14 protein-coding genes are annotated in these 26,932 nt (G+C 52.2%); 6 read left to right on the forward strand and 8 right to left on the reverse strand.

Going from position 1 to position 26,932, the window contains the following annotated elements:
• Window positions 1–12 precede the first annotated feature (12 nt).
• The 7 genes from BW941_RS02305 to BW941_RS02335 all read right to left on the reverse strand — a co-directional run bounded on the left by BW941_RS02305 (window position 13) and on the right by BW941_RS02335 (window position 15,943).
• Window positions 13–1,035, reverse strand: a complete 1,023-nt coding sequence (locus BW941_RS02305) for a DUF2804 domain-containing protein (RefSeq protein WP_076514070.1) — start codon at window positions 1,033–1,035, stop codon at window positions 13–15.
• Window positions 1,036–1,153: 118 nt separating this feature from the next.
• Window positions 1,154–6,985, reverse strand: coding sequence for an OmpA family protein (locus BW941_RS02310; RefSeq protein WP_076514072.1), 5,832 nt, complete (start codon window positions 6,983–6,985; stop codon window positions 1,154–1,156).
• Between the two features lie 37 nt (window positions 6,986–7,022).
• Window positions 7,023–8,153: a DUF11 domain-containing protein gene (locus tag BW941_RS02315; RefSeq protein WP_076514075.1), complete on the reverse strand. Its 1,131-nt coding sequence runs from the start codon at window positions 8,151–8,153 to the stop codon at window positions 7,023–7,025.
• Between the two features lie 20 nt (window positions 8,154–8,173).
• Entirely contained in the window at window positions 8,174–8,632 is a 459-nt protein-coding gene (locus tag BW941_RS02320) for a DUF11 domain-containing protein (protein WP_076514078.1), read from the reverse strand.
• A 14-nt stretch (window positions 8,633–8,646) separates the two neighbouring features.
• The gene (locus BW941_RS02325) at window positions 8,647–9,627 is read right to left on the reverse strand and encodes a hypothetical protein (protein WP_076514081.1); all 981 of its coding nucleotides are present in this window, start codon (window positions 9,625–9,627) and stop codon (window positions 8,647–8,649) included.
• 10 nt (window positions 9,628–9,637) lie between these two features.
• Window positions 9,638–14,380: a beta strand repeat-containing protein gene (locus BW941_RS02330; RefSeq protein WP_139325714.1), complete on the reverse strand. Its 4,743-nt coding sequence runs from the start codon at window positions 14,378–14,380 to the stop codon at window positions 9,638–9,640.
• A gap of 447 nt (window positions 14,381–14,827) precedes the next feature.
• Entirely contained in the window at window positions 14,828–15,943 is a 1,116-nt protein-coding gene (locus BW941_RS02335) for a DcaP family trimeric outer membrane transporter (RefSeq protein ID WP_076514083.1), read from the reverse strand.
• 359 nt (window positions 15,944–16,302) lie between these two features.
• On the opposite strand from BW941_RS02335, the gene acs reads away from it, so the two are divergent.
• Window positions 16,303–18,267 (forward strand): acetate--CoA ligase, encoded by a 1,965-nt coding sequence (acs, locus tag BW941_RS02340; protein WP_068435137.1) that lies wholly within the window; start codon window positions 16,303–16,305, stop codon window positions 18,265–18,267.
• Window positions 18,268–18,352: 85 nt separating this feature from the next.
• On the forward strand, window positions 18,353–19,036 hold the full coding sequence (locus tag BW941_RS02345) for a response regulator (RefSeq protein ID WP_076514084.1): 684 nt from the start codon (window positions 18,353–18,355) through the stop codon (window positions 19,034–19,036).
• A gap of 23 nt (window positions 19,037–19,059) precedes the next feature.
• On the opposite strand, the gene BW941_RS02350 is transcribed toward BW941_RS02345, so the two are convergent.
• Window positions 19,060–22,500, reverse strand: a complete 3,441-nt coding sequence (locus tag BW941_RS02350) for a PAS domain-containing hybrid sensor histidine kinase/response regulator (protein ID WP_076514085.1) — start codon at window positions 22,498–22,500, stop codon at window positions 19,060–19,062.
• 173 nt (window positions 22,501–22,673) lie between these two features.
• On the opposite strand from BW941_RS02350, the gene BW941_RS02355 reads away from it, so the two are divergent.
• The 4 genes from BW941_RS02355 to BW941_RS02370 are packed head-to-tail and all read left to right on the forward strand — an operon-like array spanning window position 22,674 to window position 26,906.
• A complete protein-coding gene (locus BW941_RS02355) occupies window positions 22,674–23,018 on the forward strand; it encodes a DUF485 domain-containing protein (protein ID WP_068435142.1) in 345 nt (114 codons plus the stop codon).
• A gap of 5 nt (window positions 23,019–23,023) precedes the next feature.
• Window positions 23,024–24,499, forward strand: coding sequence for a solute symporter family protein (locus BW941_RS02360; protein ID WP_175607845.1), 1,476 nt, complete (start codon window positions 23,024–23,026; stop codon window positions 24,497–24,499).
• Entirely contained in the window at window positions 24,496–26,292 is a 1,797-nt protein-coding gene (locus BW941_RS02365) for a DUF294 nucleotidyltransferase-like domain-containing protein (RefSeq protein WP_076514087.1), read from the forward strand. The genes BW941_RS02360 and BW941_RS02365 overlap by 4 nt, the downstream gene beginning before the upstream one ends.
• On the forward strand, window positions 26,289–26,906 hold the full coding sequence (locus BW941_RS02370; protein WP_175607846.1) for a 3'-5' exonuclease: 618 nt from the start codon (window positions 26,289–26,291) through the stop codon (window positions 26,904–26,906). Before BW941_RS02365 ends, BW941_RS02370 begins: the two co-directional genes overlap by 4 nt.
• Window positions 26,907–26,932 lie beyond the last annotated feature (26 nt).

The following is a 26,932-nucleotide window of genomic DNA, read 5'->3' on the forward strand; positions in this document are numbered from 1 at the left end:
AAGTAAAGATCATTACCAGCGCGCGTAATGGTCTTCGGCCAGTCCCCAGAGATTGTCGATATGGATGGTCTCGTGGGGAAGGTCGATCTCACCGCTGTATCTGCCCAGGTACTGGCGGAAGTTACTGGCGGCGATGATGGCATTAGTGTGATCGTGATAATTCACTACCGGATCGAAGTGGAGACGTATGCTGTTGTCGTGTGATGTGACTGACCAGCCAGAGTCTGTATCGTCCCGGTTAAACTGAAAATGGACGCCGGGCATGACCGTCGGTACCCCATCTATCCATAGCGTATTTTCACTGAAGCCAGTTTCGTTCACGCCAGCAGACAGGTTCAGCCCGATCTTACGTTGATCGTTCAGGCGCCCGGAAATACTGGCCCAGTTCCAGCTGGTTTCATGGCGCATGTAACCGCCCGTCCAGTCGACACCGGCGAGTGCCCGCAGAGATTCGAGGTTATATGTACGGCCCTGCCATTGAACTTCCCCCTGACATACCCGAGCGTTGCTTTTCTGCGTGTATGTCCAGCCGCTGAAGCCGGTCCGGGTACAGACCGACATAGGAAGGTAATGCGTGCTCTCATCGATACTGGCCCGAATACTGGTGCCATCGGCCATGCTGACCCGCACCTGACGTACGCCGGGTCGGTTACTGGCTTTAATCGTCAGCCGGTTCCGGCCCTTTACGAAGCTGACGATATCCTGATTAGGCTGCTGTCCAAAGCGGAGTCCACGACGGAAGGGGCGGGTGAAACGATATTCTTTCCAGCGTTCTGCTGACTGATCATACAAATACAGAAAGGCATGACTGGCGAAACGAAGACGTACAATAGCCAGACCGATGAACAAAGGATCTGCAGAAACAGAAACAAACTGAAACTGATTAAAGTGTTGATCACGCTTTTTAGGCAGGATTGGCTTTCCCATCGGGGTACGCAGCTTATAGTCGCGAAAATTTATATCGCTGACAGGGGTGTCAAAGCGCCCAAAAAGAGGTTGTCCATGTTCATCAATCAGGCGGTCACGCGGCGTCATCATCTTTCCTGTAACTGTTTACGCATGCGGCTATTAAAACAGAAAAGATGGCCTGAATAGAGGTGTCTTATGAGACCTGTGTCACACCCATTGAAGTCCCTGACGGGTGTGAGGCGTATTAACGGAAGGCGGCGCGCATGGCTGCCAGAGAATCCTGGTCGGCTTTAAAGCGCAGTTTCAGATAGACGCCCTGTGCGGTGAAGTTCGCCGCAGAAAAGTCGCTGTCGATGAAGCCTGTGAAGTTATAGCCCACGCCAACCCAGGTGTTGGTCGCTGGAATAAAGCCAACGGAGAGGCCTGCGCCGTGGCTTACCTGGCCTGCTTCGTAGCCGTGTAGACGGCGACCATGGGCACCGACATCCCAGCGGTCTGTCAGATGGTGGCGCCATTCTGCGGCCATGAAATCTGTGGTCGAGGCGTAATTATCGCCATCGTATTGGTTAAGAACACGCTTGATGCCGTATTGTCCGGCGAGCTGATCGCGGCCGGTGATCATCCAGTTCAGATGCGCATTGTTAATCAGTTTGCGGGTACGGTCAGGGGCACCAATACCGCCGATGGTGTCCTGAACCCAGCGCGTCTGCCACAGCAATGCATACGGGTTTACGCGAGGGCGCAGGGCAAGATCAAAACGCAGGTCGAGTTGGTTTGCGTAGTATTCGGTGCCTGATTCATTAAACCAGTCGACGCTGCCGCCTGCGGCCAGAGCATCGCTCAGTGGGTGATACAGATTACTGCGTGCTACCCACTTATCGAGGGTCGTGCCGTTGCGGTATTCAAGACGGTTATTCCACTGCCACTGTTCGGTTCTGAACGCCGAACCCGCGTGGACTGCGTGGAAGTTTTCTGTGGTGGCATCTTCCACCGGCACGCTGTTCTCAAGGTCTTTGGATTGCTCAAAGCCAGCGCTCAGGCTCCACTTATCGTTGAGTAGGAAGTCCTGTGTTAAGCCAGATACCGCAAAGAGGCGATAGTTATCATCGACTTCAACCTGTTCAATGCTTTGCTCTGCACGGGCGCCTGCCCAAGGCGTTGCGCGGAGACCCATAATAGAACGCTCCGGTGCATCATCGCTGAATCCGGTTTCGTGTTCAGCGAAGATGCTGTAGTTGCGGCTGATCTGATAATCAGCGCCCAATAGCATACGGTCGTAGGCATCCGAGCGTTCAGAGATATTTGTCAGCAGCTGGCTGCTCAGGGTCAGGCGATTATTCAGGACGCGCTGGCTGTACCCGAGACTCAGCTGGTCTGTATATAAGGTGTTATCCAGACTTTCCTGCTGGGCAGCGATCAAGCCCAGAGAAACCTGTTGGTTATCGCTTAGGCGATGAATCCAGTCAGTCTGAGCCTGATAGCTATCGAATCCGGTAGTCAGGCCCAGATGGTGGAAGGTCATGACCTGCAGGCGGTTATCATCATTGATGTACCAGTTACCTTCGATACCTTCTTTGCGGAAGTCATTTTCGCCGACGGATGTCTGGTCCAGACCAAAGCCATCTTCCTGCTCCCGGATATAGGCACGGGCATCAAATCTCTCGTCGCGGTGAGAGACTTCAACCAGATGAGCGTTCGCAGTATCAGCGTTACCAGAAACCACTTCTTCAGACTGAGCAATTTCGGCTTTGACTTCGGTTTTACCCAGCTTCAGAGTCGCGTCAGCAGCGCGCAGATGACGGTCGTCGCCGCTCTGATTCTGCGTAATAGTCGTTACGCCGGCACGAACCTTATCGTCAAGCAGCTTCACGCCAGCGCGGCCACCGGCGATGTAGCCCAGATCTCCGTCTGATTCGACTTCGTATTCGACAACGATGTACTGCGGGTTAAAGGCATCATCTGTACTGGCGACTGGCCCTTTGAAGTAGAGCGTGCCGTCAGAGTAATCGATTACGTAATCGACGTTACGGGTTAGAGTGGTGGTCGACAGGATGTTCTCACTGCGGTAACGGTCGCGGACGATCAGGCGAACCTGCTCGCTGTTGAGTACCAGCTGCTGATTTTCCAGGCGATACAAACCGGACGTACCGTCCCCCTGAATTTCCTCACGCATAAAGCCCTGATCCGTCTGGCTGACGAAACCGGAGAATTCAGCAATGTCGCCCTGATACACGGTCTGGATACCGGTCAGTTTACGACTGTAGCGGCCAAGCTCTGTGACGGTCAGGTTGGTGTCGATATCACCAAATACTGTGTAGAAACGCTCTTTTTCAACCCGGACATACAGTTTACGGGCTGAGCTGGCATCGAGTTGCTGCTGGCTGGCGTCACCGTAGAGGGTGTAATACCGGTCTGGCTCAATGAGGCGCGCGAAAGGCTCGGCGTCTTCTTTGCCCGAGTCGTAAGCTGCAGTGACCAGCCACTCGCCCAGAACCTGACCCTGAGCGAAGAAGGCCAGACGCCCGTCGTGGTAAATGTTGTCATCAACGCCGGCGGCTTTCATTGAGTCACTGTTGCCACCATTGGCGTTGTAGCCAACGGCCAGGTCACCCAGACCTACAAAGATCCATTCACGTTCTTTTGGCTTCAGCCAGGCGCGGATTTCGTCGGTCTGACCATTGCTGTGCTTGAAGCGCATGACCACCTCTCCCGAGCGGAAAGTCGGGGCCAGACGAATATGTGCAATACCATCCTGACCAACCTGATACGCAGGTTTCTGCATGTCGGTCAACGGGCTGATTTCCTGCTCGCGCTGTTCACTATAGAGAGTGTATGGCTCAAGGATTTCGACCTGCCCCTGAACGTTAGCGCGAATCGGGAAGCCTTCTTTGTCCGTCAGACGCACAGCCACGACAGGCGGATTAATACCGTCGGCGACCAGCATACTTTCGTCTTTTATAAACTCGGCCTTGGCTGGCGCTTCGGCAAAGTGCACGGTTTTCTTGATGCGTTTCACCACACGGCCGGCGGTGTCCATTACCGTTACTTCAAAATGGTTAGGGCCAGACATCAGGTCTACACCACGCCACTGGCTGATCACCAGGTCACGGGTTTTACTGCTGGTGTTACCGTCAAAGTTCAGAGCACTCACTGGCTTGCCGTTTAAGGTCAGCGTAGCGCGTTGTTTCTTGGAATGAGATACCGCAATCTTGGTTGAGCTGATTGATGGGCTGCGATCAAGCGGTGGCCAGATCCACTGAGCTTCATCAGGCGCGGTACGGAACCAGTTTTCGTCATACTCAGGGACGGCCATTTCGGACGGCAGGCGTGCCGGATTACCCGCCGCTGTGGCCATTAATCCGGTCAGGCCGGGAATCAGAGATTGTACTTTAGCGACCTGAACGTCACTGCCAGCACTTGCCAGATCAACCACCGCATCAGCGTTGAGGACCTTCACCTCAACACGTCGGTTCTGTGCGCGGCCTTCGGCGGTTCGGTTGGTCGCGACGGGCTCAGTCAGGCCGCGTCCTTCTGAGATAATCTGCGAACGTGAAATCCCGAGCTCTTTGGCCAGGAAGTCGGCAACCGAATCAGCACGCGCTTCAGACAGCACCTGGTTATTGGCAAAGATATGCTGCACGCGGCTGGAAATTCGTGAGCTATCGGTGTGGCCGATCACTTTGAGCTCGAGGTTGCCGAGACCGTCCAGCGCTTCAATCACATTCACCAGATTCAGCTTGTCTTCCTCCGTCAGAATGTCAGAGAAGTTAGCAAACTTTGGCGGTACGACAGGTTTCACGTTTTCTTCTTTGGGTGGAAGCACCAGTTTAATCGACGTGCTGACCGGCTGAATCTGTTGCGGTGACTGGGCGTCCGCCTGGAATCGTGTAACGGCTCGGGTGACAAGTTCACCCATAGGCGCCAGGTCGCTGATGTACGCATTGAACTCAATAACGTTCTGCCATTTTTCAGGCTTGTCGTTCAGACGGTAAACGAGATTGCCGTAAGTGACTGTCGGGTCTTCAATTGCCCGGCCATCCAGTGTGCTTGAGCCAGTTTCGTAGACCAGACCTTCTGGCAGTGAAATCATGCCTGTCACGTTCTGCAGTGGCAGGCCGTTACCATCCAGCGTAAAGCGATAACGAACCTTATGATCCACTGGTGAAGCGTATGGACGCTCACTCATTTCTTCCGCGGTGAATGGCAGCAGGGCGTGGTCAAGTTGTTGGCGAATTTCTCCGACTTCCGGTTCGCGCATCTTCAGGAAGAAATCAACGCGCCAGAAGCTACCCGGCTGCACATCAACGAACTGGCTGTAGCTGCGACCAGCGTGGAAGCCGCGCTGCGGACACTCCATCAGTTCCATGTATGGCGGGATGGTGGCCGTGTCCATCTGCACAACGTGGGTGCCCGGAGTGACGTCTTCGATGTGCCATTCGCCATTTTCATCTGACACGACATAGGTGCCGTCTTCCATAAACAGGCGGATATCCGGTACACCATCGACCGAGGCCTGATTGCCTTCACAATCATCCAGGTAGATACGACCGAACAGGCGGGCCGTATCTTTGAAGAATTCATCGCGGATAATGACTTTAGCGCTGGCATCGTTTGCGACCAGCACATCGTCATTCAGTGATACCCGGTTAACCACTTCGCCTTTCGCCAATGCTGTGACCTGCGCAACATAGGTCAGTTGCAGTCGCTCGAAGGCCCCGATGGTGGCAATGGGCAGAGTCAGGGTTCGGCCATCACGACTGAGGTCGAAGTCGACTTTCTCGTTGTTCAGGCGGGCAGAGCCTTCCATGTAGCGAAGACCGGCGGGCAGCTGGTCGACAAGAGTGACGTCGCTGGCATCAACTTCGTTGTTAACGAGGTTAATGGTGAACTTGAGGCTGTCGCCAATGCCGGCTTCATTGTAGTCAGACTGTTTGCTCAGCAGCAGGCTATTATCCAGTGGGTCAGCACCGATATCTGTGCGGAATACCTGATTGTTAACGCTGAACGTTTCGCCGCGTGAAATACCTGTAACATCAAACGGGCCATTGAGTGTTCCGCGCAGGGTCTCATCGTCGATGTCCGATGGTACACGGAAGGTGGCCGGCCCCTCTATTTCGAGGAAGTAGTTACCGTCCTCAACGTATGGGAACCAGAATTGTCCCGGAGCAAACTCCGGTGTAACAGCGCTGGCCTGAACACCGTTAGCCGGACCGCTGACAACCGTAACGGGGTAGGGCGTTACACCGTCTTCGTAGAATACCTTGTCAGTTGCTGGTAGTCCGGTATCTGCATTCATCAGAGTTACGCTGACACCGTTCACCGGGCTGCCATCGCTGGAGCTGAATACTCGGGACACCGGATTAAACAGAGTCTGAGCAGCAACGCTGTCGGCAGGGTCCGTCGGGTCGGTGTAGCTTACCGAAAGCTCTGTGCCTGTCTTCACCGAAATAATACCGTCGTAGGGCTGTGTGCCCTGATTGGTATCCTGGCTCGGCAGGACGGCAGCGAAAATACCTGTATTATCGCCGGTTTCAAAAAGGGTCAGTTGTTCGGTATCACTGCCGTCTGGTGTTGTGATAGTCACAACTATGGTATCCGGACGCGCTGGGTTCAGGTTCTTATCCTGATCTTCAACAATGATGATGACCGGCTCACCTGCACGGTAACCGAATTCATCATCAGAAATATTCACAGTGGCCGGGAAGTTAATGGTGTTGCCATTTTCATCTTCAAAGCCGGTATACGAAGTAAAGTTACCCTGCCCATCGCCATAGTCGGTGCCATTGAGAGTTAATGGCGTGCCATCGTCATCAATATGAGCAAGACGGATACTGGCTGGGGTAGGAACCACAGGACCCGGATTTACTTCCTGAGTCGTCAGGCTGGCCGAGTCACTGCGGGTAAAGCTTTCTGCGTTGACAGAATAGGTCGCTATAACAGTGTTAGTGATCTCTGTTCCGGTTGGCGTCACTGCCGCCTGCGCAGAGTGTGCCAGCAACACAGACAACAGGACGCCCAGAGCGTGCTTGGCGCTCCGGTGCAGTCGGGTTGTCAGTGTCGGGAACAGAGATCTCATTAACATTTCCTGTCAGTTAACCTGGTTAACCATCGTTTCAGTCAATCGTTACCTGGAAGGTAATGACGTTGGTTTCCTGATTCGCAGGGTCAGCATCGCCATCGACAGTGCCCAGATTCACAGTGACTGTGTCCGTGCCAGAGTCGTAGCTTGCGATAGCCGCATCGACCGCAACCGGGGTTGTAGCACCGTCCATTGCGACCAGCAGGCTGTCTGCCACGTAGGTGGTATCAGCAGGAATCGCATCAGTAACAACCACGTTGGTCGCATCCGCAGTACCCGTGTTGGTCAGGGTGATGGTGTACTCAACCACAGCGCCAGGAATGGCTTTCGGGTTGTCAGTGCCATTCAGAGGATCGCTGATAACTGCGGATGTCTTCGTCAGGTTGCCCAGACCATCAAGGTTCGGGAACACCAGAACAAGTGCATCCGTCAGGATTTCCTGGTTATCTGCGTCAGTGTCTGCGTAGACCACTTCGATGGTGGTTGCGCCGTTAGCAATGGCAGCATCATCTTCTGAGCCGTTAGTCGGATCGTTATCGCCCGTATCCAGCTGATAAGTCGTCCCATCGATGGTTGAAGCAACACCGTTCACTGTGACTGTGGTCAGAGCGACGTCTTTATCTGCACCGTCGATTTCTGCTTTCGGTACTGTGATAAACACAGTGATGGTTTCGTCGGCCAGTACTTCTGCGGTCGGACCTGTTAGCAGAGTGTCTGCAGCATCCAGCACGCCCGGAGTACCATTCACCGGATCATCGACGTAGTAGCTGTAGGTGGTACCTGTATCGATGTTATCGGTGTAGGTGGTGCCGTTAACATCGAGCGTTGTGCCCGTTTCGTTGCCAGCTGCAACCGTGAACGACGTCGGCGAGTTACCGTCGTTGGTAATCTGAACCGCAGCAATGGTGACATTGTCAGCCTCAAGCGAGGTCTGATTAGGTTCTGTGGTCAACAGACGTGTCAGGGCGTAGTCGACTTTAATGTCGACGTTGAATACGTCCTGAGCTTCAACAGCGTCCTGATCTACTCCATTGATCTGGTAGTTCAGAATGGCTGTATTAGTGACCTCGGTCCCGGCAGCAGTCCCGGCGGCGTGAACCTGAAACGACAGTGTACTGAGTGTTGCCAGTACAACGGGGCTGATCAGTTTTACGTGTTTATTCATATTTCACCTCCAGCCTGGGATTAATTAACCCGGACCTGAAATTCGACAAAGCCAGTTGCGGATGGCGCGACAGGCGCATCTACAATCCAGCGAATACTTTGTATGTCTTTCGCACCGGCAGGACGGACTTCGCCGTTCTCCAGTACGTTCAGTTCGCTCACCGGAGCGAACTGAGAACCATCCACCGACAGAGTGATGGAGGTACCTGCGCCATTAGCACTGTTCATAATGTAAACAGTGTTTTCTGGCACAGGGTTCTTGATGGTGACGCCACTGACCGGCTCGCTGCCGGTGTTGACGTACGTGATGCGGTATCCGACTTTGTCGCCAGGAGCGATTTTGTCGGCTTCCACCCACTCTTCAGCCACGCTTCCGTCGTCCTGGGTAGCCATCACCACCTTATAGGGCTGTGATTCCAGGCTGACTGTGGCAAATGCCGACAAAGGCAGGAGCAGGAGTAATGTGGTCAGTAAGCGCATATGTCACCTCAATATCAGTTGATTTCAGCCTGCAGGCGGATTTCTACTGTTGTGTTTTCAGTCAGGGTGCCGAGATCTACTGATACGTCAGAACCCGCAACATCGACTTCGTCGTCGCCGGCAACATCAGTTTTTGCAGCGCCGTCGATGGTTACTGAGTCAGCGACCAGTGTCATAGACAGTGGGATAGAGTCAGCCACCACCAGGTTGTTAACGTCGCCGTTAACGGCCGTTGCAGTAATCAGGTAGGTCACAACAGTACCCGGGATATCGGTGGTGCCACCGAATGGGTCCTGACGGCTCTCGATAGACTTATCGAGATCAACGTAGGCATTAGTGATCAGAGTGCCGACCACGAAGGTACCCGTGTCTGTATCGGTAACCGCAGTACCAACCACAGCACCGGCTGGTGTGTTGGTGCCCTGACCTGGGAGCAGAGTACCCGGAGCAGCAGTTGCAGCGCCTGGCGTTGCTGATGTAGCAGTCAGTTCAAGTTCTGCCTGCTGGCCAGTAGCTGCAGTGCCTGGGATGTTACCCACGATAAAGACAGTTGCAGATTCGTCAGCGTCCAGTACCAGGTCAGCAGTCACTACCTGATCGCCAGCGTTGAATACGCCGTCGTTGTTGCTGTCGAGGTAAACAGTCACGCTTTCAGCGTCAAAGTCATCACCAGCAAGGTTGGCTGCAGTCAGAGTGAAGGCTTCGGTACCGTTACCCGTGTTGGTGACGGTGAATTCCAGCACCTGATTAGCACCGCCCGGCTGAGTTTCCACCGGTACTGTGTTTTCTGCAGTGACGTTAACGTTGATCAGCTCAGCAACAGTGATGTCTGGTGCTGTTGCTGACGTGCTGCCAGTGTTGCCCGTTGCCGGATCATCAAAGGTAGCGGTTGCGGTGTTGGTAATGATTGCACCCGCGTCAGTACCTGCAGCCCAGGTTGCCGTAGAGGCAGCCAGACCCGCAGTCAGCAGGGCGATTTTACTGATGGTCTTCATAGGGATCTCCTTAGTTGACCTTTACTTGATAAAAAATACTGAACTCAGGACTACCGCCCTCATCCGTACCCGGCATAGTGCCTCCGAGACGGATTCGGACATCTGTTATCAGCGGATCGAAACCTTCGGCATCCGGCGTTGGCTGGTAGTCAAACGTGGTGCCGTTGTTGTCAGAAAACTCGACATCGTCCGCAGTCGACGTCAGGTTTTCAAAATTCAGTGTCAGTGTGCTGGCTGTTGTGCCTTCAGTCAGAGTGACAGGGCTGACTGAAGGGTCGGTACCAACGAAGAATGCTGTATCTGCTGGGAGACTGTCGGTAATGGTCACAGTGTCTGCATCCGCGGTGCCTTCGCCGGTATTGGTCACAGTTAACTGATATTCAATCAAGGCACCCGGAATGGCCTTAGGATTGGCGCTGCCATTCAGTGGATCTTCGGTAACCTGAAGAGATTTGTTCATGCTCAACTGGGCCGGTTGAAGCAGAGGCACAGTGACTGTCCGAACATTAAAGACGGTGCCTTCATAGCCTTCATCAGCCCTGACGGTGAACAACCAGTCGCCGCTCTGAGCGTCGGATGCTGTGGTGTAGGGGTACTCGACCGTCACCGTTGAAGGTGTGGTATTCACCGTGGACATCACAGCCAGGCTGACGGGAACCTCACCACTGGCAGCATTAATGGTCAGCCGGGTGTTCGTAACGTCGTAGGCTCCAAACGGGTCAGTGACATCTGCGCGGATGAAGTAAGCGGCTCCCGGGTTGATGGAGCTGACCGGATTACCGTCTGGATAAGCCTGATCGTACAGCTCAACGAGGTCGACACTGATCACAGTATTGGACGTCAGTGCCACCAATGAAATAACACCGTTATCTGAGCTGTAGACGCGGATATTGCGATACTGCGGGAAGGCTGCTGAACCGCCGACCCGGCTCTGAGTGACTGCCAGTCGCAGGGCATCCCCAGCGAGTAATGGCTGGTTGCTGGAGACGGCCATATCAAACTGGAAGGTTCGCACAGAATCACTTGAGACAGTATTCGCTGCCGTCAGCAGACTCACCTGTTGGGTATCTGACGCAATGGTTGTTGAAGACCCGTTGCTTACTCTGATCAGAGAGACGGTTACGTTGTGCTGATATTCGTTGTTATTGCCCTGGCCTGCCGTCAGGTTGTTCTCGAGGCGCAATGTCACCGGAATAGGGCTGGAGTAATCCAGTTCCACATCGGTCTGGAGTGCCGGAGTCAGGGTCCACTGAACCGTCTGCTGATCATTCACTACCTGAAAACCGCCTGACGTATCGGCAATCCGGGTGAGCGTGCTGTCGGGTTGCAGATAAAGCGGTTTGTTGCCGCTGTTGCCCAGCGCGTTATTGATGGTGACGGTCGGGGATGTCAGCGAATAGTTGACCGCTGGGTTACCCACCGTCGCAATATTGGTGATTGTCTGTCCATCCTGTGCACCAGCAGAAATGACAGCGTCAATCACGACGTTGACGGTTGCGCCTGCTGGGATAGTCAGGTTACTGATTTCAACGATGCCTGTGCCATTGTCGCCAGCAGGTGCAGGCTGACTGTTATTCACGGAACCACCTGGACGGCTGAATACACTGAATGAAGAGATCAGTGCCGGCATCGGGTCGGTCAGGGTCACAGCGGTCGCGTTGAAGTTACTGCTGTTCGACAGACTCATGGTATAGCGCAGGGTGTCTCCGGGCAGGACCTGACCACCATTGAGATCGAGCACGCTTTTGACTGATGAAGACAGATTCGCGTCCTGCAGCTGAACAGTCAGATCATTGGTATTGTTGGCCAGGCGGTTGTCGAAGTTCACGCCTTTAAGGCTGGCATTGCCACTGATCTGGCTTTGTGTGGTCGCCGACGTATCAAAAACAACGGTCAGGGGCGGTGCCTGATTACCGACAGGGATAATCTGATTGTAGGTACACAGCAGCTCACTGCCGCTGACTGAACAGTTCCAGTCAGTACCTGAGTAACTATCGAGCGTCAGGCCGTCATTCAATGGGATGCGGATGACACTTCCCTGAGGCGCGTCCAAAGGACCATTGTTTGACGCGGTGAAGGTATAGATTGCATCGGCCCCGCGGGATATGCGGGCAGGTGCGCTGGTATCCAGTATGAGGTCGGAGACAGGTTCATTCGGTACACTGATGATTTCTGCGGTAAGAAAAACCAGATCCTGACCGGAAGAGTAGGTGGTTGTTACTGAGGTGTTACCCGGCGTCAGATATTGTCCTACCTGAAAATCATCGATGTCGACACCCGGGCTGCTGCCCTTGACGTTCGAGAACGAATTAAACTGATTATTCGTTGGATTACCGCCATCGGTGAGGCTATTGCCCTCGAATACCAGAGCCTCATTCTGACCATTGAAGCTTTGTGAATTGCTATCGTCGCCTTCCCAGGTGATGTGCGCGTGTTTCGCGCCGAGAGATTGGGCGTTCTGCGAAATAATAAAATTATCGGGGGCTAATGTAATCGACTGCCCACGGAACGAGCGGAAGCCATCGTAGAGGTTAACCACACGTAGCGGCTCACTGGCATTTTCATAGATAATCAGAAGTGCCCAGCCACCGTATGCTGTCGCATAATCGCAGTAAGGGGTCTGTGCTCGCGTGAAATTTACACCACTGACTGTGTATGTGCCCGAGCCGTTGACCAAACCGGTGACATTAGCGCGCGAACTATAGTAAATGGAATTAAAGCTTTGGCCCTGTTGCCCAGGGATGACGTAAGACTGCTCGTACGTATAGCCCGCAGTGACCTGAGCGCCATTCAACGTAGCCGTGTTGTCGGCGTTACCCGAACCGGACCAATACAGGTAAGCAGCTTCGACGTTGCTTCCCGCGGGAAGTGTAATGGAATCGCTTGACGAGGCCAGGGGAGTCTGACATCCATTCGTGCCCTGACGGAAATGGCCACCTAATAACTCATAATTCAGATTGCCCGCGAGGCTGTCCCGCAAAAGGATTTCGCCATTGCTCAGGCTCTGCGAGGCTACCGTAATGGGTGGAGCGGCGATTTGCGTATCGGAAGAACCCGAGCTAACCACTGCTATATTGGAGATCACAGCACCCTGTGGCGCACTGGCCGAGACCGTCGCATCTATCACAATCTCTTCGCTGCCGTTGGCGGCAACCGACATATTATTGATGACCACGACGCCAGTGCCATTAGACCCTGCCGTAGCTGGCTGGCTGTTGTTAACACTGCCCGCAGGCTGGCGGATAACATTAAAGCCGCTGATGTATTGCGGCATGTTATCGGTAAGCGTCACATTGTTAGCGTTGAAATCACTGTTATTGATCAGGTCGATGGTGAAGCGAAGTGTGTCACCCGGATACAGTTGGCCACCGTTCAGGTCTGTTACGCTTTTCACCGACGCCGAAAAGTCCGCATCCTGAATGTTGATGCTGACCGCATCTGTGTTATCGAACAGGTTGTTATCAAAATTGACGCCGCTGACGGTCGCCTCCGTGGTAACACTACCTGCGGTACTGCCAGCAGTAGACAGAAGCATAGACAGTGGTGGGGTGGTCGTGTTGATTGTCAGTGGTGAGTTGTAGGTACAGACCACGGCTGATGCATTGGCAGAACAGTTCCAGTTGGTACCTTCGGCACTGACGAAGCTTGTCTCAGAGCCGAGGGGAATGGTGATGACGCTGCCTGCAGGCTCATTACTTGGCCCCTGGTTGGTTACTGATAAGCTGTAGGTAATATCAGAGCCACGGGATACGAGGGTATCGAAGCTCTGAATATCGACCGCCAGATCGCTGACAGCTTCATTCGGGATACTGATGATTTCGGCGCTCAGAAAAACCCGGTCCTGACCAGAAGAATACGTTGTGGTGACGCTGGTCTGGCCTGCCTGCAGGAAATTACCAATCTGATAAACATCAAGGTCTACCCCTGATGTGTTCGAGCTGGTGCTATTGGAGTATGAGTTAAACTGATTGCCCGCGGGGTTGCCCGTACCAGTCAGGTTACTGCCGTTGAAAACCAGAGCTTCGGACACACCGTTGAGTGTCTGAGAGTTCCCTGCGTCACCTTCCCAGGTGATATGGCCGTGGCGACCTTGTTTCAGTGAAGGGTTGTCAGAGACTATAAAGTTGCTTGGGGTAAGAGTAATTGAGCTACCCCAGTAATCGCGGAAGCCGTCAAACAGGTTGACCACCCGCAGAGGCTCATTGGTATTTTCATACACCACCAACAAAGCCCAGCCGCCATAGACATTAGCCACATCACAGAACACCTGGCTGGTGTCGAAGGTCAGACCACTAACGCTATAAATACCAGAGCCGTTGATACGATTACTGACATCCGCGCGGGCGCTGAAGTAATTACGGTTTTCAACGACCAGGTTGTAAGAGACGCCCGCATTTACTGTGGCACCGTTCAGAGATACGGTGTTGTCGGGCTGGCCCGAAGAACCTGACCAGTAAAGGTAGGCGGCACGAATGGTACTACCAGCCGGAATCTGTAACGTCGCGCTGGAGGATTGCAGCGCCTGGCATTGGTTGAATGAGCTGCCGTCTCTCAGAGAGGCCCCGGTCAGAGCAAAGGCAATGTTGCCTGCATAGCTTTTATACAGCTCTATCTCTTTCGCCTGAGAGATGGCACTGAAGAGAAATAATTGAATCGTAACAACGCAAAAAACCAGAGCGGATAACCATCGGCTCTGGTTACGGCTGGCACAAGACACTTGCCCACTGGCGGTAGCAGGTAGAGCCAGATTCAAATGATTACTTCCCCAAGTAATATTATGTGTTTCGCGATATGTCGATGACTAAACACCGGTCCAATTGCGTAACAAATTGCATTGTTGCGTAATGTTAAGGCCGGTAATGTTACGCGTCAATTAACTGATAAAGTGTTAATTGAATGAGAAATATACGTAAAAACAATTAGTTGGCGACTGTCTCAACTACTTGGTAATAGGTTGAGCGTAATTTTGACGTTTTCAGTCTTATTGTTGTTTATTTGGTTCTAATAAAAGCTAGGAAGTCACATTTATCGCGGGAGTGTCGGGATTGGCCATTAAGGGAGACTATTTGTCAGATGAAGGTAAATGGACGCTGGGGAGTACAATTCTGCCATCTCTTGCTGAGGTGAACATCTCTGGTAACGGAATGTAAGAAGCCCGACAATTGCCGGGCTCATGGTTTGCGAACGAAGGTTTCAGAAATCAGAAGGCATACTTAGTCGTGAAGTAAATACGGTTCATACTGGCTTCGTCGGTTGTGCCTACCCCGGTGAGGTGTTCAACGGTCGCTGTACTGTATTCGACGCCATAGGTCAGTTTTTCAACTGGTGAGCGCATTAGATTGACGCGCACACTCGAGGCGTCGGTCACTCCAGACGTTACAGCATCATCATAATCTGCAGACAGCATGCCGTAGATCAGACTTGAGCGCCATTCGCTGTTCCAGTGGTGACGGTAGGAAATAAATGCAGCGGTTGTTTCACTGGCTTCGAGGTCGTCGCCTACCAGAGAGGCATCCGCGACGGCACCCAAGCCAACGTAACGGCCAACACCGCTACCAGCGGTTGCGCTGAATTTCAGATCGTCTTTACCGATCATTACTTTACCGGACAGATTGACGCCATAACCGATAGTTGTGGTGTCGTCGTCTTCAAGAGCACCGTCGTAGGTTAGTTGACGCACCAGAGCAGCAGCTACGAGATCAGCGTTGCCCGCTTTGATTTTGTAGCTGGCAGTGATATCCGGAATCATGCCGTTGTCACCGCTATCGCCGGCACCGGTTGTCTGCGGGTTTTCCAGAGCAATCGCGAGGTCGCCCATGGTATAGCGCACCTGAGATTGGCGGATAAATACGGTGGATTCACTTGGGCCAATAAAGTCAGCAGACTCAGGGAGAGCGCCCACATTCATAAAGTTTGACCAGGTTTGACCGACGAGTAAGCCGTCGTATTTGATAAAGGCATGGCGCAGGCGTGGACCGTAGGAATTCGAAACGACCTCGTTACCGCCCGCACCTTCAAAATCCAGCTCGATAAATGTCGTGACGGATTTGTCGTTGCCGACGTCCGTGACAGTTTTGAAGTTGAAACGCGACGTTCGGGCTGTCATATCAAGCTCTGTCGTGTCTGGCTCGACTCCAGGCTGGATGGTAGACGGAACATAAAATTCCCTGCCCAGTCCGTCATTCACGTTGCCATCGGAATATGAACTCAGCATGGCATCCATTTTAATGAAACCGCCGAAGCTGAACTCGGTGTTAGCAGCATTCACAGCCATGGGTAGTGCTGCGGCCATCAGAATTAAGGGTGTTTTGCGCATGCTTACTCTCCTGATTATTGTTTGAGCAATTTCACTATGGTGCACAAAATCTGTGCAGCGGAATTAGCCAATAGTCGAAGCCACTTAAGTCGAAGGCATATATACGGTCACCAGAAAGTCTGGCCTGAAAGAGAAAAACTGCTTTGGGGAGTGGGTGCTTTTGTTGTCTCTTGTGACTTAACTGACTAGTCTGTGAGTAAGTAGAAATGAAGACCTGAAGTCTCAGAACGGGGCGGGCAGTTGATTATCCGGGCAAACCATCGCTAGACCATCGTCTAATTCAGGTGTGGCGCAGGATTGCAGACACTGAAACCAATCGGAAGCCGTGACAGGGCCGTGTTTTCACAGGAGAAATAATAATGAGTGATCAGCCAAAGGCGAATGAAAAGATTTACAGCGTGAAACCAGAATACGCCGACAGCGCCTGGATCAACAATGAAAAGTACCTGGAAATGTACCAGCAGTCAGTGGTGAACCCAGAGGGCTTCTGGCGCGATCAGGCTAACGACCGTATCGACTGGATCAAACCTTTCAGTAAAGTCCGCAACGTATCGTTTGATGATCACAACGTGGATATCCGCTGGTTTGAGGACGGTACACTCAACGCGGCTGCCAACTGCCTGGATCGCCACCTGGAAACCCGTGGAGACCAGACCGCTATTATCTGGGAAGGCGACAACCCAGAAGAAGATCGCACTATTACCTATCGCGAACTGCATGACGAAGTATCCCGTTTCGGTAACGCGCTTCGGAGTCAGGGTGTGCGCAAAGGTGACGTCGTATGCATCTATATGCCGATGATTCCCGAAGCGGCCGTCGCCATGTTGGCGTGTGCCCGTATCGGCGCCATTCATTCGGTCGTCTTTGGCGGTTTTTCGCCGGATGCACTGGCAGGGCGTATTGAAGACAGTAATGCCAAAATCGTGATCACCGCAGACGAAGGTGTCCGCGCTGGCCGGGCCGTTGCTCTGAAAGCTAACGTAGACGAAGCCTTAACTCACCCAAGCATTCGTTCACTGGAAAAGGTCATTGTTGTTAAGCGGACCGGAGGTGACATTGCATGGCATGATGCGCGCGATGTCTGGTACGAAGATCTGGTTAAGATTGCCTCTCCAAATTGCCCAGCTGAAGAGATGGGTGCAGAAGATCCGTTATTTATTCTCTATACCTCGGGCTCGACCGGTAAGCCGAAGGGAGTACTGCACACTACAGGCGGTTACATGGTCTGGGCGTCAATTACGCACGAGTATGTATTTGATTATCACGATGGTGATGTGTACTGGTGTACTGCAGACGTAGGCTGGATTACCGGGCATACGTACCTGCTGTATGGTCCGCTCGCTAACGGTGGTATCACCGTAATGATGGAGAGTGTACCGAATTATCCGACCAGCGCACGTATGTCGCAGATCGTTGATAAGCATAAGGTCAATATTCTTTATACCGCTCCGACAGCGATTCGTTCGCTGATGGCTGAAGGTACCGCTCCAGTAGAGGGTACCAGCCGGTCTTCTCTGCGTCTGCTTGGTTCGGTCGGTGAGCCGATCAACCCTGAAGCCTGGGAGTGGTACTACAAAACCATTGGTGACGAGCGTTGCCCAATTGTTGATACCTGGTGGCAGACGGAAACTGGCGGCATCATGATCACGCCATTACCGGGTGCGACCGATATGAAGCCGGGCTCGGCAACCCGTCCGTTCTTTGGGGTTCAACCAGCGCTGGTGGACAACTCGGGTATGATTCTCGAAGGTGCTACCGACGGTAATCTGGTGATGGTTGATAGCTGGCCGGGCCAGTCACGCAGTGTTTATGGTGATCATGAGCGCTTCGTGCAGACATACTTCTCTACTTTCCGCGGTATGTATTTCACCGGTGATGGCGCACGTCGCGATGCCGATGGTTACTACTGGATTACTGGACGGGTCGATGATGTTCTCAATGTATCCGGACACCGCATGGGCACCGCAGAAATTGAAAGTGCGATGGTTGCTCACAGCAAGGTCGCAGAGGCTGCGGTTGTGGGTTATCCGCACGACATTAAAGGGCAGGGCATCTACGTTTACGTAACGTTAAATGCGGGCGAAGAAGCCTCAGACGAGCTGGCAAAAGAGCTGCGTGACTGGGTGCGATCAGAGATCGGGCCGGTGGCGACCCCTGATTTAATTCAGATCACGCCGGGGCTGCCTAAGACTCGCTCAGGTAAGATCATGCGCCGGATTCTTCGCAAGATCGCCGCCAACGAGCATGATGCCTTGGGGGACACTTCCACACTCGCTGATCCAACGGTGGTTGATACTTTGATTGATCAGCGGTTAAATCGCTGAGGTCGGCCTGAAAGGAATACCGGACAAACTGTCCGGTTTTCTGTATCTGGCCCATAATAAAAATAAATCTTTGCCGGAGTTAGCTATGCAACTAGCGCAAAAGATCATTGTTGCAGATGATCATCCTCTGTTCCGTACTGCGTTACAGCAGGCTGTCAGCCAGATAGCACCAGATGCTGAGATCGTTCAGGCTGAGTCCTTGCCGGAGCTTCAGACCGTGGTTGAAGGCCATACAGACACAGATCTGATTCTTCTGGACCTCAATATGCCTGGGGCGCACGGTTATTCGGGTCTGGTATTCCTTCGTTCTCATTACCCTGAGATACCGGTGATGGTTGTGTCTGCCTGTGAAGACCCTGCCGTTATGTGTCAGGCGATTGATCACGAAGCATCGGGGTACATCGCTAAGTCTTCGTCGCTGGAAGAGATCTCTGCTGCTATAGGTGAGGTGCTCAAAGGGGATATTTATCTACCCAAGCAAGCCCGGCAGCATCAGCATGCACCAGACACAGTATCTATGGATCTGGCGCAAAAACTGGCAAGCCTGACGCCCCAGCAGTTCAGGGTGCTGACAATGATGTCGGAAGGTATGTTGAATAAGCAGATCGCCTATGACCTGGAAGTCAGTGAAGCGACGATTAAGGCGCACGTCACGGCAATATTTCGCAAGCTGGGCGTACGCACCCGGACTCAGGCGGTGATTGCTGTACAGACGCTCGACATAGAACGTAATGACCTGGCATCAGATCCGGTTGGTGAGGCCGAGTAAGGCCTCTATGTCTGTCTGCCGTATCAGTGTTTGGCAATGCGGCGCATCAATGCCCTGAGGGATGCCGGTCTTACAGGCTTACCGAGGAATTGATAACCATCCTGTTTCGCTTTTTCAGCCACTTGTGTGCGCGGGTCTGCAGTAATCAGAATGCCCGGAATTTCAATATCACCAAACTTTTCCCGCAGTCGCGACATCACATCCAGCCCCGTAACATCGCCGTCCAGTTGAAAATCAGCCAGCATGATGTCGGGTTTAAATGGGATATCTTCCGCATCAATTTCATTCTGGGCTGCGAAAATGTCGCAGCCCCAGCTTGAGAGCAGAGCTTTCATGCCTTCCAGGACTTCCGGATCATTATCGATGCAGAAGGCCTTCAGATGCGCGAAGCTGGCAGCCTGCGGCGTGGTATGAACTGCTACCGCCTCTTCAGCCTGAGCTGCGGTTAAGGGCAGAGTAATAGCGAAACAGGTTCCTGCTCCTGGCTTAGATGTTACCTGAATCGGATGATCCATCCGCTTTGCCATACGCTCAACAATCGCAAGCCCGAGCCCCAGCCCCTTACTGTCTTGCCGTGTGTTATTGAGACGGCGGAACTCACGGAATATTTCTTCTACTTTATCATCCGGTATTCCAGGGCCTGTATCCCAGACTTCTAATCTGAGGGTGTCACCACGAAAGCGACAGCCAACCAGAATACCGCCACTTTCGGTGTAACGGACAGCGTTACTGATAAAGTTCTGAATGATCCTGCGTAGCCAGTGAGCATCACTTATTACCCAGGCAGTGGTATGGCGGACGGTTAATTTGATACCACGCTCCTGCGCGAGCGCACCGAACTCGTCGCGAAGCGGTTTAAGAATCCTCTCCAATGACACAGGCATAGGTTTCGGTTCCATATTACCGGAGTCAAGCTTGGATATTTCGACAAGATGCGAGAGTACTTCCTCTGCAGATTGCAAAGACCCTTCAAGGTGCTGCAATAGTTCACTTTGTTTTTCTGAAAGAGATTGTTGGGCCAGAGTAGAGGCAAACAACTTAGCCGCATTCAGCGGCTGCATAAGATCATGGCCCGTAGCTGCAAGGAAGCGTGTTTTACTCTGATTGGCTTCAATCAGCTGTGCAGCGAGTTCATCCAGTTCTTCGGAGCGTTTTTCTACCCGACGTTCAAGGCTGATGTTCGCCTCTTTGAGAGCACGCTCCGCTTGCCGGTGAACGGTAATATCTGTAAAGCTCGTTACGAAGCCTCCGTCCGGCATTGGATGGCCTTGCATGGAAACGACGACACCGTTCGGTAGTTGTCGTTCAAACTCGTGCGCGGATCCTGTTCTCAGGAATTGCATGCGGCGTTGCACTTGTTCTTCGACTTCGCCTTCGCCACAGAAGCCACGCATGGCGTTGTAAGCAATGACGTCTTCTATAGGTTTACCTACGTGTATGAAGCCACTGGGGTATTCAAAGAGCTCGGAGTAGCGGTTATTCCAGGCGACGAGCTTGAGGTCGCGGTCAATAACGCTGACACCTTGTCGAATATTTTCCAGCGCTGCCTGGAGTTGTTCCCGACTCATAGCATAGGCGTTAGATGCTTCGCTGGCGAGAAGAGTAAGATCCTTGAGCTGGATCTGCTCGCCGCCCAATAAAGTAGAAAAAATCAATCGTGCAGAAGATGACCCTACGACAGAGCCGAGCAGCTCTTCAGCATCATGTAAGAGTTCATTTGAAGCGGCGGCATTGTCGTACTGAAGGCCGTGCGTTCCCTGATAAACGTGGAAGAAGCTATCAGATTTTTCCTGACCAAGAATACGTTCCAGAACGACCCTGACATCGTCGACTTTGCAGTCCAGGCTGCTTTTCGGGCGTCGCTCCGGTGCTGCACGCATACTGGTGAACTCGTTCGCCAACATACGCTCTCTTACAGGAGCTGTAGAGACCACAGAAAATACAATATATAGCGTGATGTTAACCATCAGGCTGACAATGACAGCGAAGCTGAAATCGTCCATATCGAAACCTAGCAGGGCGTATGGTATGAGCACATCGACGCTGTCTGCGCCCAGCTGTTGGCTGACAACGGGCCAGAACAGCTGCTGAAACCAGATAAATATGCCACCGAGAATACCCGCAATGGCCCCCTGACGATTACCGCCTTGCCAAAGTAATCCGCCAAACAGCGCGGGCGCGAACTGAGCGATGGCAGCGAACGACAGAAGACCGATCGCTGCCAGAGACTCCAGCCCTCCGGCGAAGCGGTAAAAGACATATGAACTCAACAGAAGCAGACCAATAACAAGACGACGGACTGTCAGAACCAGCTGTTGAACAGATTCCAGCTGCTGTCCGTCACGTTGCTGACGGCGGAAAATAACAGGCAGCACGACTTCATTTGAAATCATGGTGCTGACCGCAATGGTTGCGACAATGATCATACCCGTGGCAGCACTGGCGCCACCGATGAAGGCAAACATGGCTAAAGCGTCTGCCCCCATGGTCAATGGCAGGCTGACAACGTATGAGTCGGGCGAGAAGCCAAGGTCTTTCATAAACAGATGGCCGGAGAGTGCCAGTGGCGCAACAAATAACAACATGAGTGCCAGGTAGAGAGGAAACATCCATCGTGCCGACTGGATGTGGCCTGTGGACTCGTTCTCGATTACTCCTACCTGAAACTGTCGCGGTAAACAAAGAATGGCGATGCCGGCAAGCAAAGTCTGGAGCATAAAGGAGACAGAGATGAAACTGCTGTTAAACAGCGGATGGTTAGGGTCCGTTTCTCGGGCAATACGCACCACATCGCCTGGCGTATCATAAAGTGAATAAATCGCCCAGAGGCCGACCGCCACCATGGCGACGAGCTTTACGACAGATTCAAATGCGACAGCCAGTATCATGCCGGGGTGTTGCTCGCTGGCATCAATATCCCGGGTGCCAAACATGACGACAAAAAGTGCCATCAGCAGAGTGATATAAAAAGCCGTGTCTTGAAATATCAGTTCGGGAATAGGGTGGCTGAACCCTAGCGGCTGGGTCAGTAACTCGTAGGTCGTCGAAATGGCTTTTAATTGCAGCGCGATATACGGAATCACCCCAACAACTGCAACCACTGTGACCAGAATGGCCAGTGAATGGTCTTTACCATATCGGGTGGCAATAAAATCGGCGATAGATGTCAGGCGCTTCTCTTTGGTGATACGGATAATGCGTTCGAGGAGTGGCCATAACAGCAACAGAAATATAATCGGGCCGACATATATCGCCATAAACAGCCAGCCACTGCTGGCGGCCTGACCGACCGCACCGTAAAACGTCCAGGACGTGCAGTAGACTGCGAGTGAAAGGCTGTACACCAGTGGGCGGTTATGGACGGGGTTACCTGAAATCGCACGCTTGTCGCCGTACCAGGCAACTGCGAAGAGAATGGCGATATAAGCTAGTGAAAGAAGCAGTAGATGCCAGTCAGGAATCATACATTTTTCCGGTTATTTTCTTTCAGCCTAACACTATTTTCATCAGATGCATCTTCAATTATTGGGCCAGAACGCAGCGATATGATAGAGCTTTTCACTTCTACTATGGTAGGGCAGAGAAAAGCCAGCTCAGGCGGTAAACTGATAGTCCAGTATTTGCCCGGGACCGGCCAATGCCCTCGCATCTCAACTTCAGTCAAAACTCGAACGCCAAAGAGTATCGTGCGAAGCTTCTGATACATCCAGAGTATCAGCGATTGCGGGTCCGTATCCGGCAGTATCGTGCAAGTGTCGCCGTCGTGTTGCTTACCTGTTACCTGAGTTTTCTTTTTGTCTTTGTCTCTTTCCCTCAGGTACTGTTGCAGCCGGTCAGTGCACAGAATCCGACTCCTTGGCTCATTCCTGCAGCCATCATGCTTATCCTGTTTCAGTTCCTGGTGACTGGCGTTTACGTCAAACAAATGAACACTGTATTTGATGATGAGCTCGAACGGATCAGGCAGGACGTCGAGGTTTAATGCTGATGAGTAATACGGCACTGTATTTTGTCCTGACTGCACTTCCTTTAATGATTCTGATGATCTGGAGTGCTAATCGGATTCGCACCGCCGCTGAATTCTACGCCACAGGTCGCGAGTATGGCGGTCTGAGGAACGGACTCGCTATTACAGGAGATTATCTGTCAGCAGCATCATTACTGGGCATTACTGGTCTGATACTGTTTTCTGGTTACAGCGGACTTCTCTATGCCGTCGGATTTTTTTCTGGTTGGCCGATTATTCTGATTTTGCTTGCAGATAAGCTGAGAACAATCGGACATTTTACTCTGGCTGATGTTCTTAAAAGTAGATTTTCAGACCCTCGTATTGTGCTTGTCGCTACCCTGGGGTATTTCCCTGTCGTAGTGATTTATCTCTCTGCCCAGCTGGTTGCCATGACCTGGCTACTCAATTATATTTTTGGTGTGAAGTATGAAATCGTTCTGGCCGGCCTTACAGGTGTGGCACTAGTCACGGCGCTGACAGGGAGAATGATATTTTCATCTCGCGCACAGATGATTAAGGCAGGGCTGGTCATGATACTGATGCTTGTGTTGACCATGCTTGCCTTTGATAGGGTAAGTTCCAGCCTTTCTGAATTATTCAGTATTGATATATGGTTTGCCAGTAATCCGCCGGTAAACGGCGCTGTTAGTGAGGACTCACCATTAGCCTTGTTTAGTCTTGGTATTGCTTTGATTCTCGGGCCGGTGGGACTGCCGCATGTCATGAGTCGGTTTTTTTCCGTCGCAGATGAGCGGCGAGCACGTATGTCGGTATTCTATGCCACAGGGATGATCGGAATATTTTATATACTGATTATCCTCCTCGGATTCCTTACAGTGCACCTTCTCGGACAACCAGAAGCGTCAGTAACAGCAGCAGGCAGTAATCTGGTATTAGTCAGGTTGGCTGAACTTATCGGCGGAGAGTTTCTCGCTGCTGTGCTTGTGGCGATTCTTGTGGTCGTATTATTTTCGGTTATGACCTCTTTAATTCTTACTGGTAGCTCTGCGTTTTCTCATGACTGGTATGCCAGAACCGTGATTGGCGGTAGTAAGCGATGGAATGAGCGTCATTTGCACAGGCTGGCATCAAGCGTGACAGTCGTCTTCGCAGCTTCTTTGGCGTTACTCTGGCAAACGGAAAATGTCGCTAATCTCGTAGGCTTAGCATTTGCATTTTCAGCCAGTGTGAACGTGCCCTTGTTGTTGGGGGCACTGTATTGTGACCGGCTCACTTCAGCTGGAGCCTTGTCTGGAGGTCTCGCAGGCTTGTCAGCAACCCTGATCGCAGTCATTACCGGCCCTCTGATCTGGGGCAATCTTTCAGGAAGTGGAGAATCTTTTTTCTCCTGGCGTCACCCCGCACTATTTTCTTTGAGTGTGGCGGTGTTGGTCATGTGGTTTGTATCCCGTTGGTACCACCCGTCACGTAGGGAAGGAGACAGTGACAAATGAGCTTGCAGATTAATCTTGATCAGCCTCCTTTTAGCTTTCTTGGTGAAAAAGAGCTGGCGTGGCTTAAAAGTCGACTGGACCTTGTTTTTTTTCCTGCTGGTGAAGTGATTCTTGATGTGGGGCAGGCGTCACCGGGTATCTATATTCTGTATAAGGGCGTTGTTGAAGAAACCGGAAGCGATGGCCAAGTGTTTACGCAATACGGCACCGAAGACATGTTTGATGTACGAGCGGTATTGGAAAGTAGCTGCAAGCACAGATTTACGGCCATAGAAGAAACTCTGTGTTATCTCCTGAAAGCAAAGGATTTTATTCAGCTTCTGAATAGCTCAGATGACTTCTCTGTCTATTTCAGAACAGATCTGGGCACACAACAATCTCTGGTGGAGCAGCGAGGCGGAGAGGTTTCCGAATTTATTCTGGCGCAGGTTGATAGCGACACTATGCGCACGCCTGTGTACGTTACCGGCCAGACGACTCTGGTTCGAACGGCCGGGATGATGCGAGATGAAAAGCACGATGCGTTATTGGTTCGTGACGGTGATCGTCGTGGAATAGTGACAGGTTCTGATCTGCTGCATGCTGTACTTAATGATTCTCTTCCAAAAGACACACGTGTCGCCGATGTCGCCTGCTTTGACCTGGTCACGGTGGAGGAGGGGGAGTACCTCTTCAATGCGTTGCTTAAAATGACGCAGCATCAGATTGAACGCGTTGTTGTTACCAGAAATCAGGAAATTGTCGGCGTACTGGAACTGATGGATATGCTCAGTACATTTTCGACGCACTCTCATATTGTGGCCATGCGGATTGAACAGGCCCGCTCACTGGAGGATTTGATTGTCGCAGCCGGACGTCTGGAGAATCTTATAGCTAACCTGTCAGGTCAGGGTGTCAAAGTGATGGCAATTATGTCACTGATCACGACGCTAAATCGTCGACTTATCCGAAAAGCTTTCGAGTTACTTGTACCTGAAAAACTGAATTCTCAGGTTTGTCTTCTGGTGCTGGGTAGCGAGGGCCGGGGTGAGCAGATCCTGAAAACAGATCAGGACAATGCCATCATCATTCGTGATGATCATGTCAAAGATGCGCTGATGCCATCGCTGCAGAAGCTTCATCAGGTGTTGCTTGATTTCGGTTATCCGCGTTGCCCGGGCGGGGTCATGTTCATTAACGATGCCTGGATTCACACGGCGGGAGACTGGCGGGCACGTGTTGGTAAATGGCTGAATAACTCATCCCCCGAAGCCATGATGAATATGGCCATACTGATGGATGCTGAACCTGTTGCAGGAAACAAAGAACTCTTTGACGAAGTTCGCAGTGCCTGGCATCAGGAATCATTGAGATCCAGTATTGCCTCCTCCTGGTTTGCCCGACCGGCGTTACAGTTTGAAACACCGCTGACCCTGCTGGGGAATATCCGCGAAGATCATGGTGCTATTGATATTAAAAAAGGAGGAATCTTCCCTCTGGTGCACGGCGTCCGCGCTCTGGCATTCGAGCATGGGCTTTATGAAACGAATACATTTGACCGTATTGATCGCCTCTCGGAGCAGGAAGTGCTGAGCCCGGATGTCGCGCAGGGACTTAAAGACTCCCTTGTACTCTTTCTCAGAATACGGCTGCGTCACCAACTTGAGAAAGCGGAAAAGAACCCCGGGCTGACACAGCAGCTGAAAGTGTCTGAGTTACGCAGTGTTGACCGATCGTTATTACGTCATGGGTTGCATCGAGTGAAGAAGTTCAAACAATGGCTGATCAGCCACTACCATCTGGAGAACCTGTGAGGTTACCTCTTTGGCTTCGTCGTCGACTCCCGGGCTATCGTCCTCCTCCGGAACGTTGGGCGCATATGGAGCTGCCTTACACCGGTGACGATGTTGTTGTGGTCGATTGCGAAACCAGCGAATTCGACAAAAAGAAGGGGCAGTTATTAAGCCTCGCTGCGGTGGTGGTCAGTGGCCGCTCAATCGAGCTATCTTCGGCGCTGGACCTGACCGTTCGTTCTGATGCCATTACCCATCCAGACGCTGTCAGGGTTCACTATCTCAGGCAAGAAGACCGCATATATGGTGTTGCGAGCGCAGATGCCATACAGCAGTTCCTCGATTTTGTTGGCAACCGTCCGATCTGTGGTTTCTACATTGAATATGACAGAGCGATCCTGAACCGCTACACCCGGGAACTTTACGGATTTGAATTACCCAATCGGTTTATTGAAGTATCTGAGATCTATGTCCGGCAGAAACGTCGCTATATCCCCGAGGTGAACCTTGATCTCACATTTGAAGGCTTGGCACGAGATCTGAACGTTCCTGTGATTGATCGCCACACAGCGCTTGGCGATGTGGTATCCACCGCGCTTATGTTTATCAAACTGCAGCGACACTCTGCTTCCTGATGGCTCGAAAAGAGAGCCTCTGATGC

The organism is Thalassolituus maritimus, assembly GCF_900156675.1.
GTDB classification, from domain to species: Bacteria; Pseudomonadota; Gammaproteobacteria; order Pseudomonadales; family Oceanobacteraceae; genus Thalassolituus; species Thalassolituus maritimus.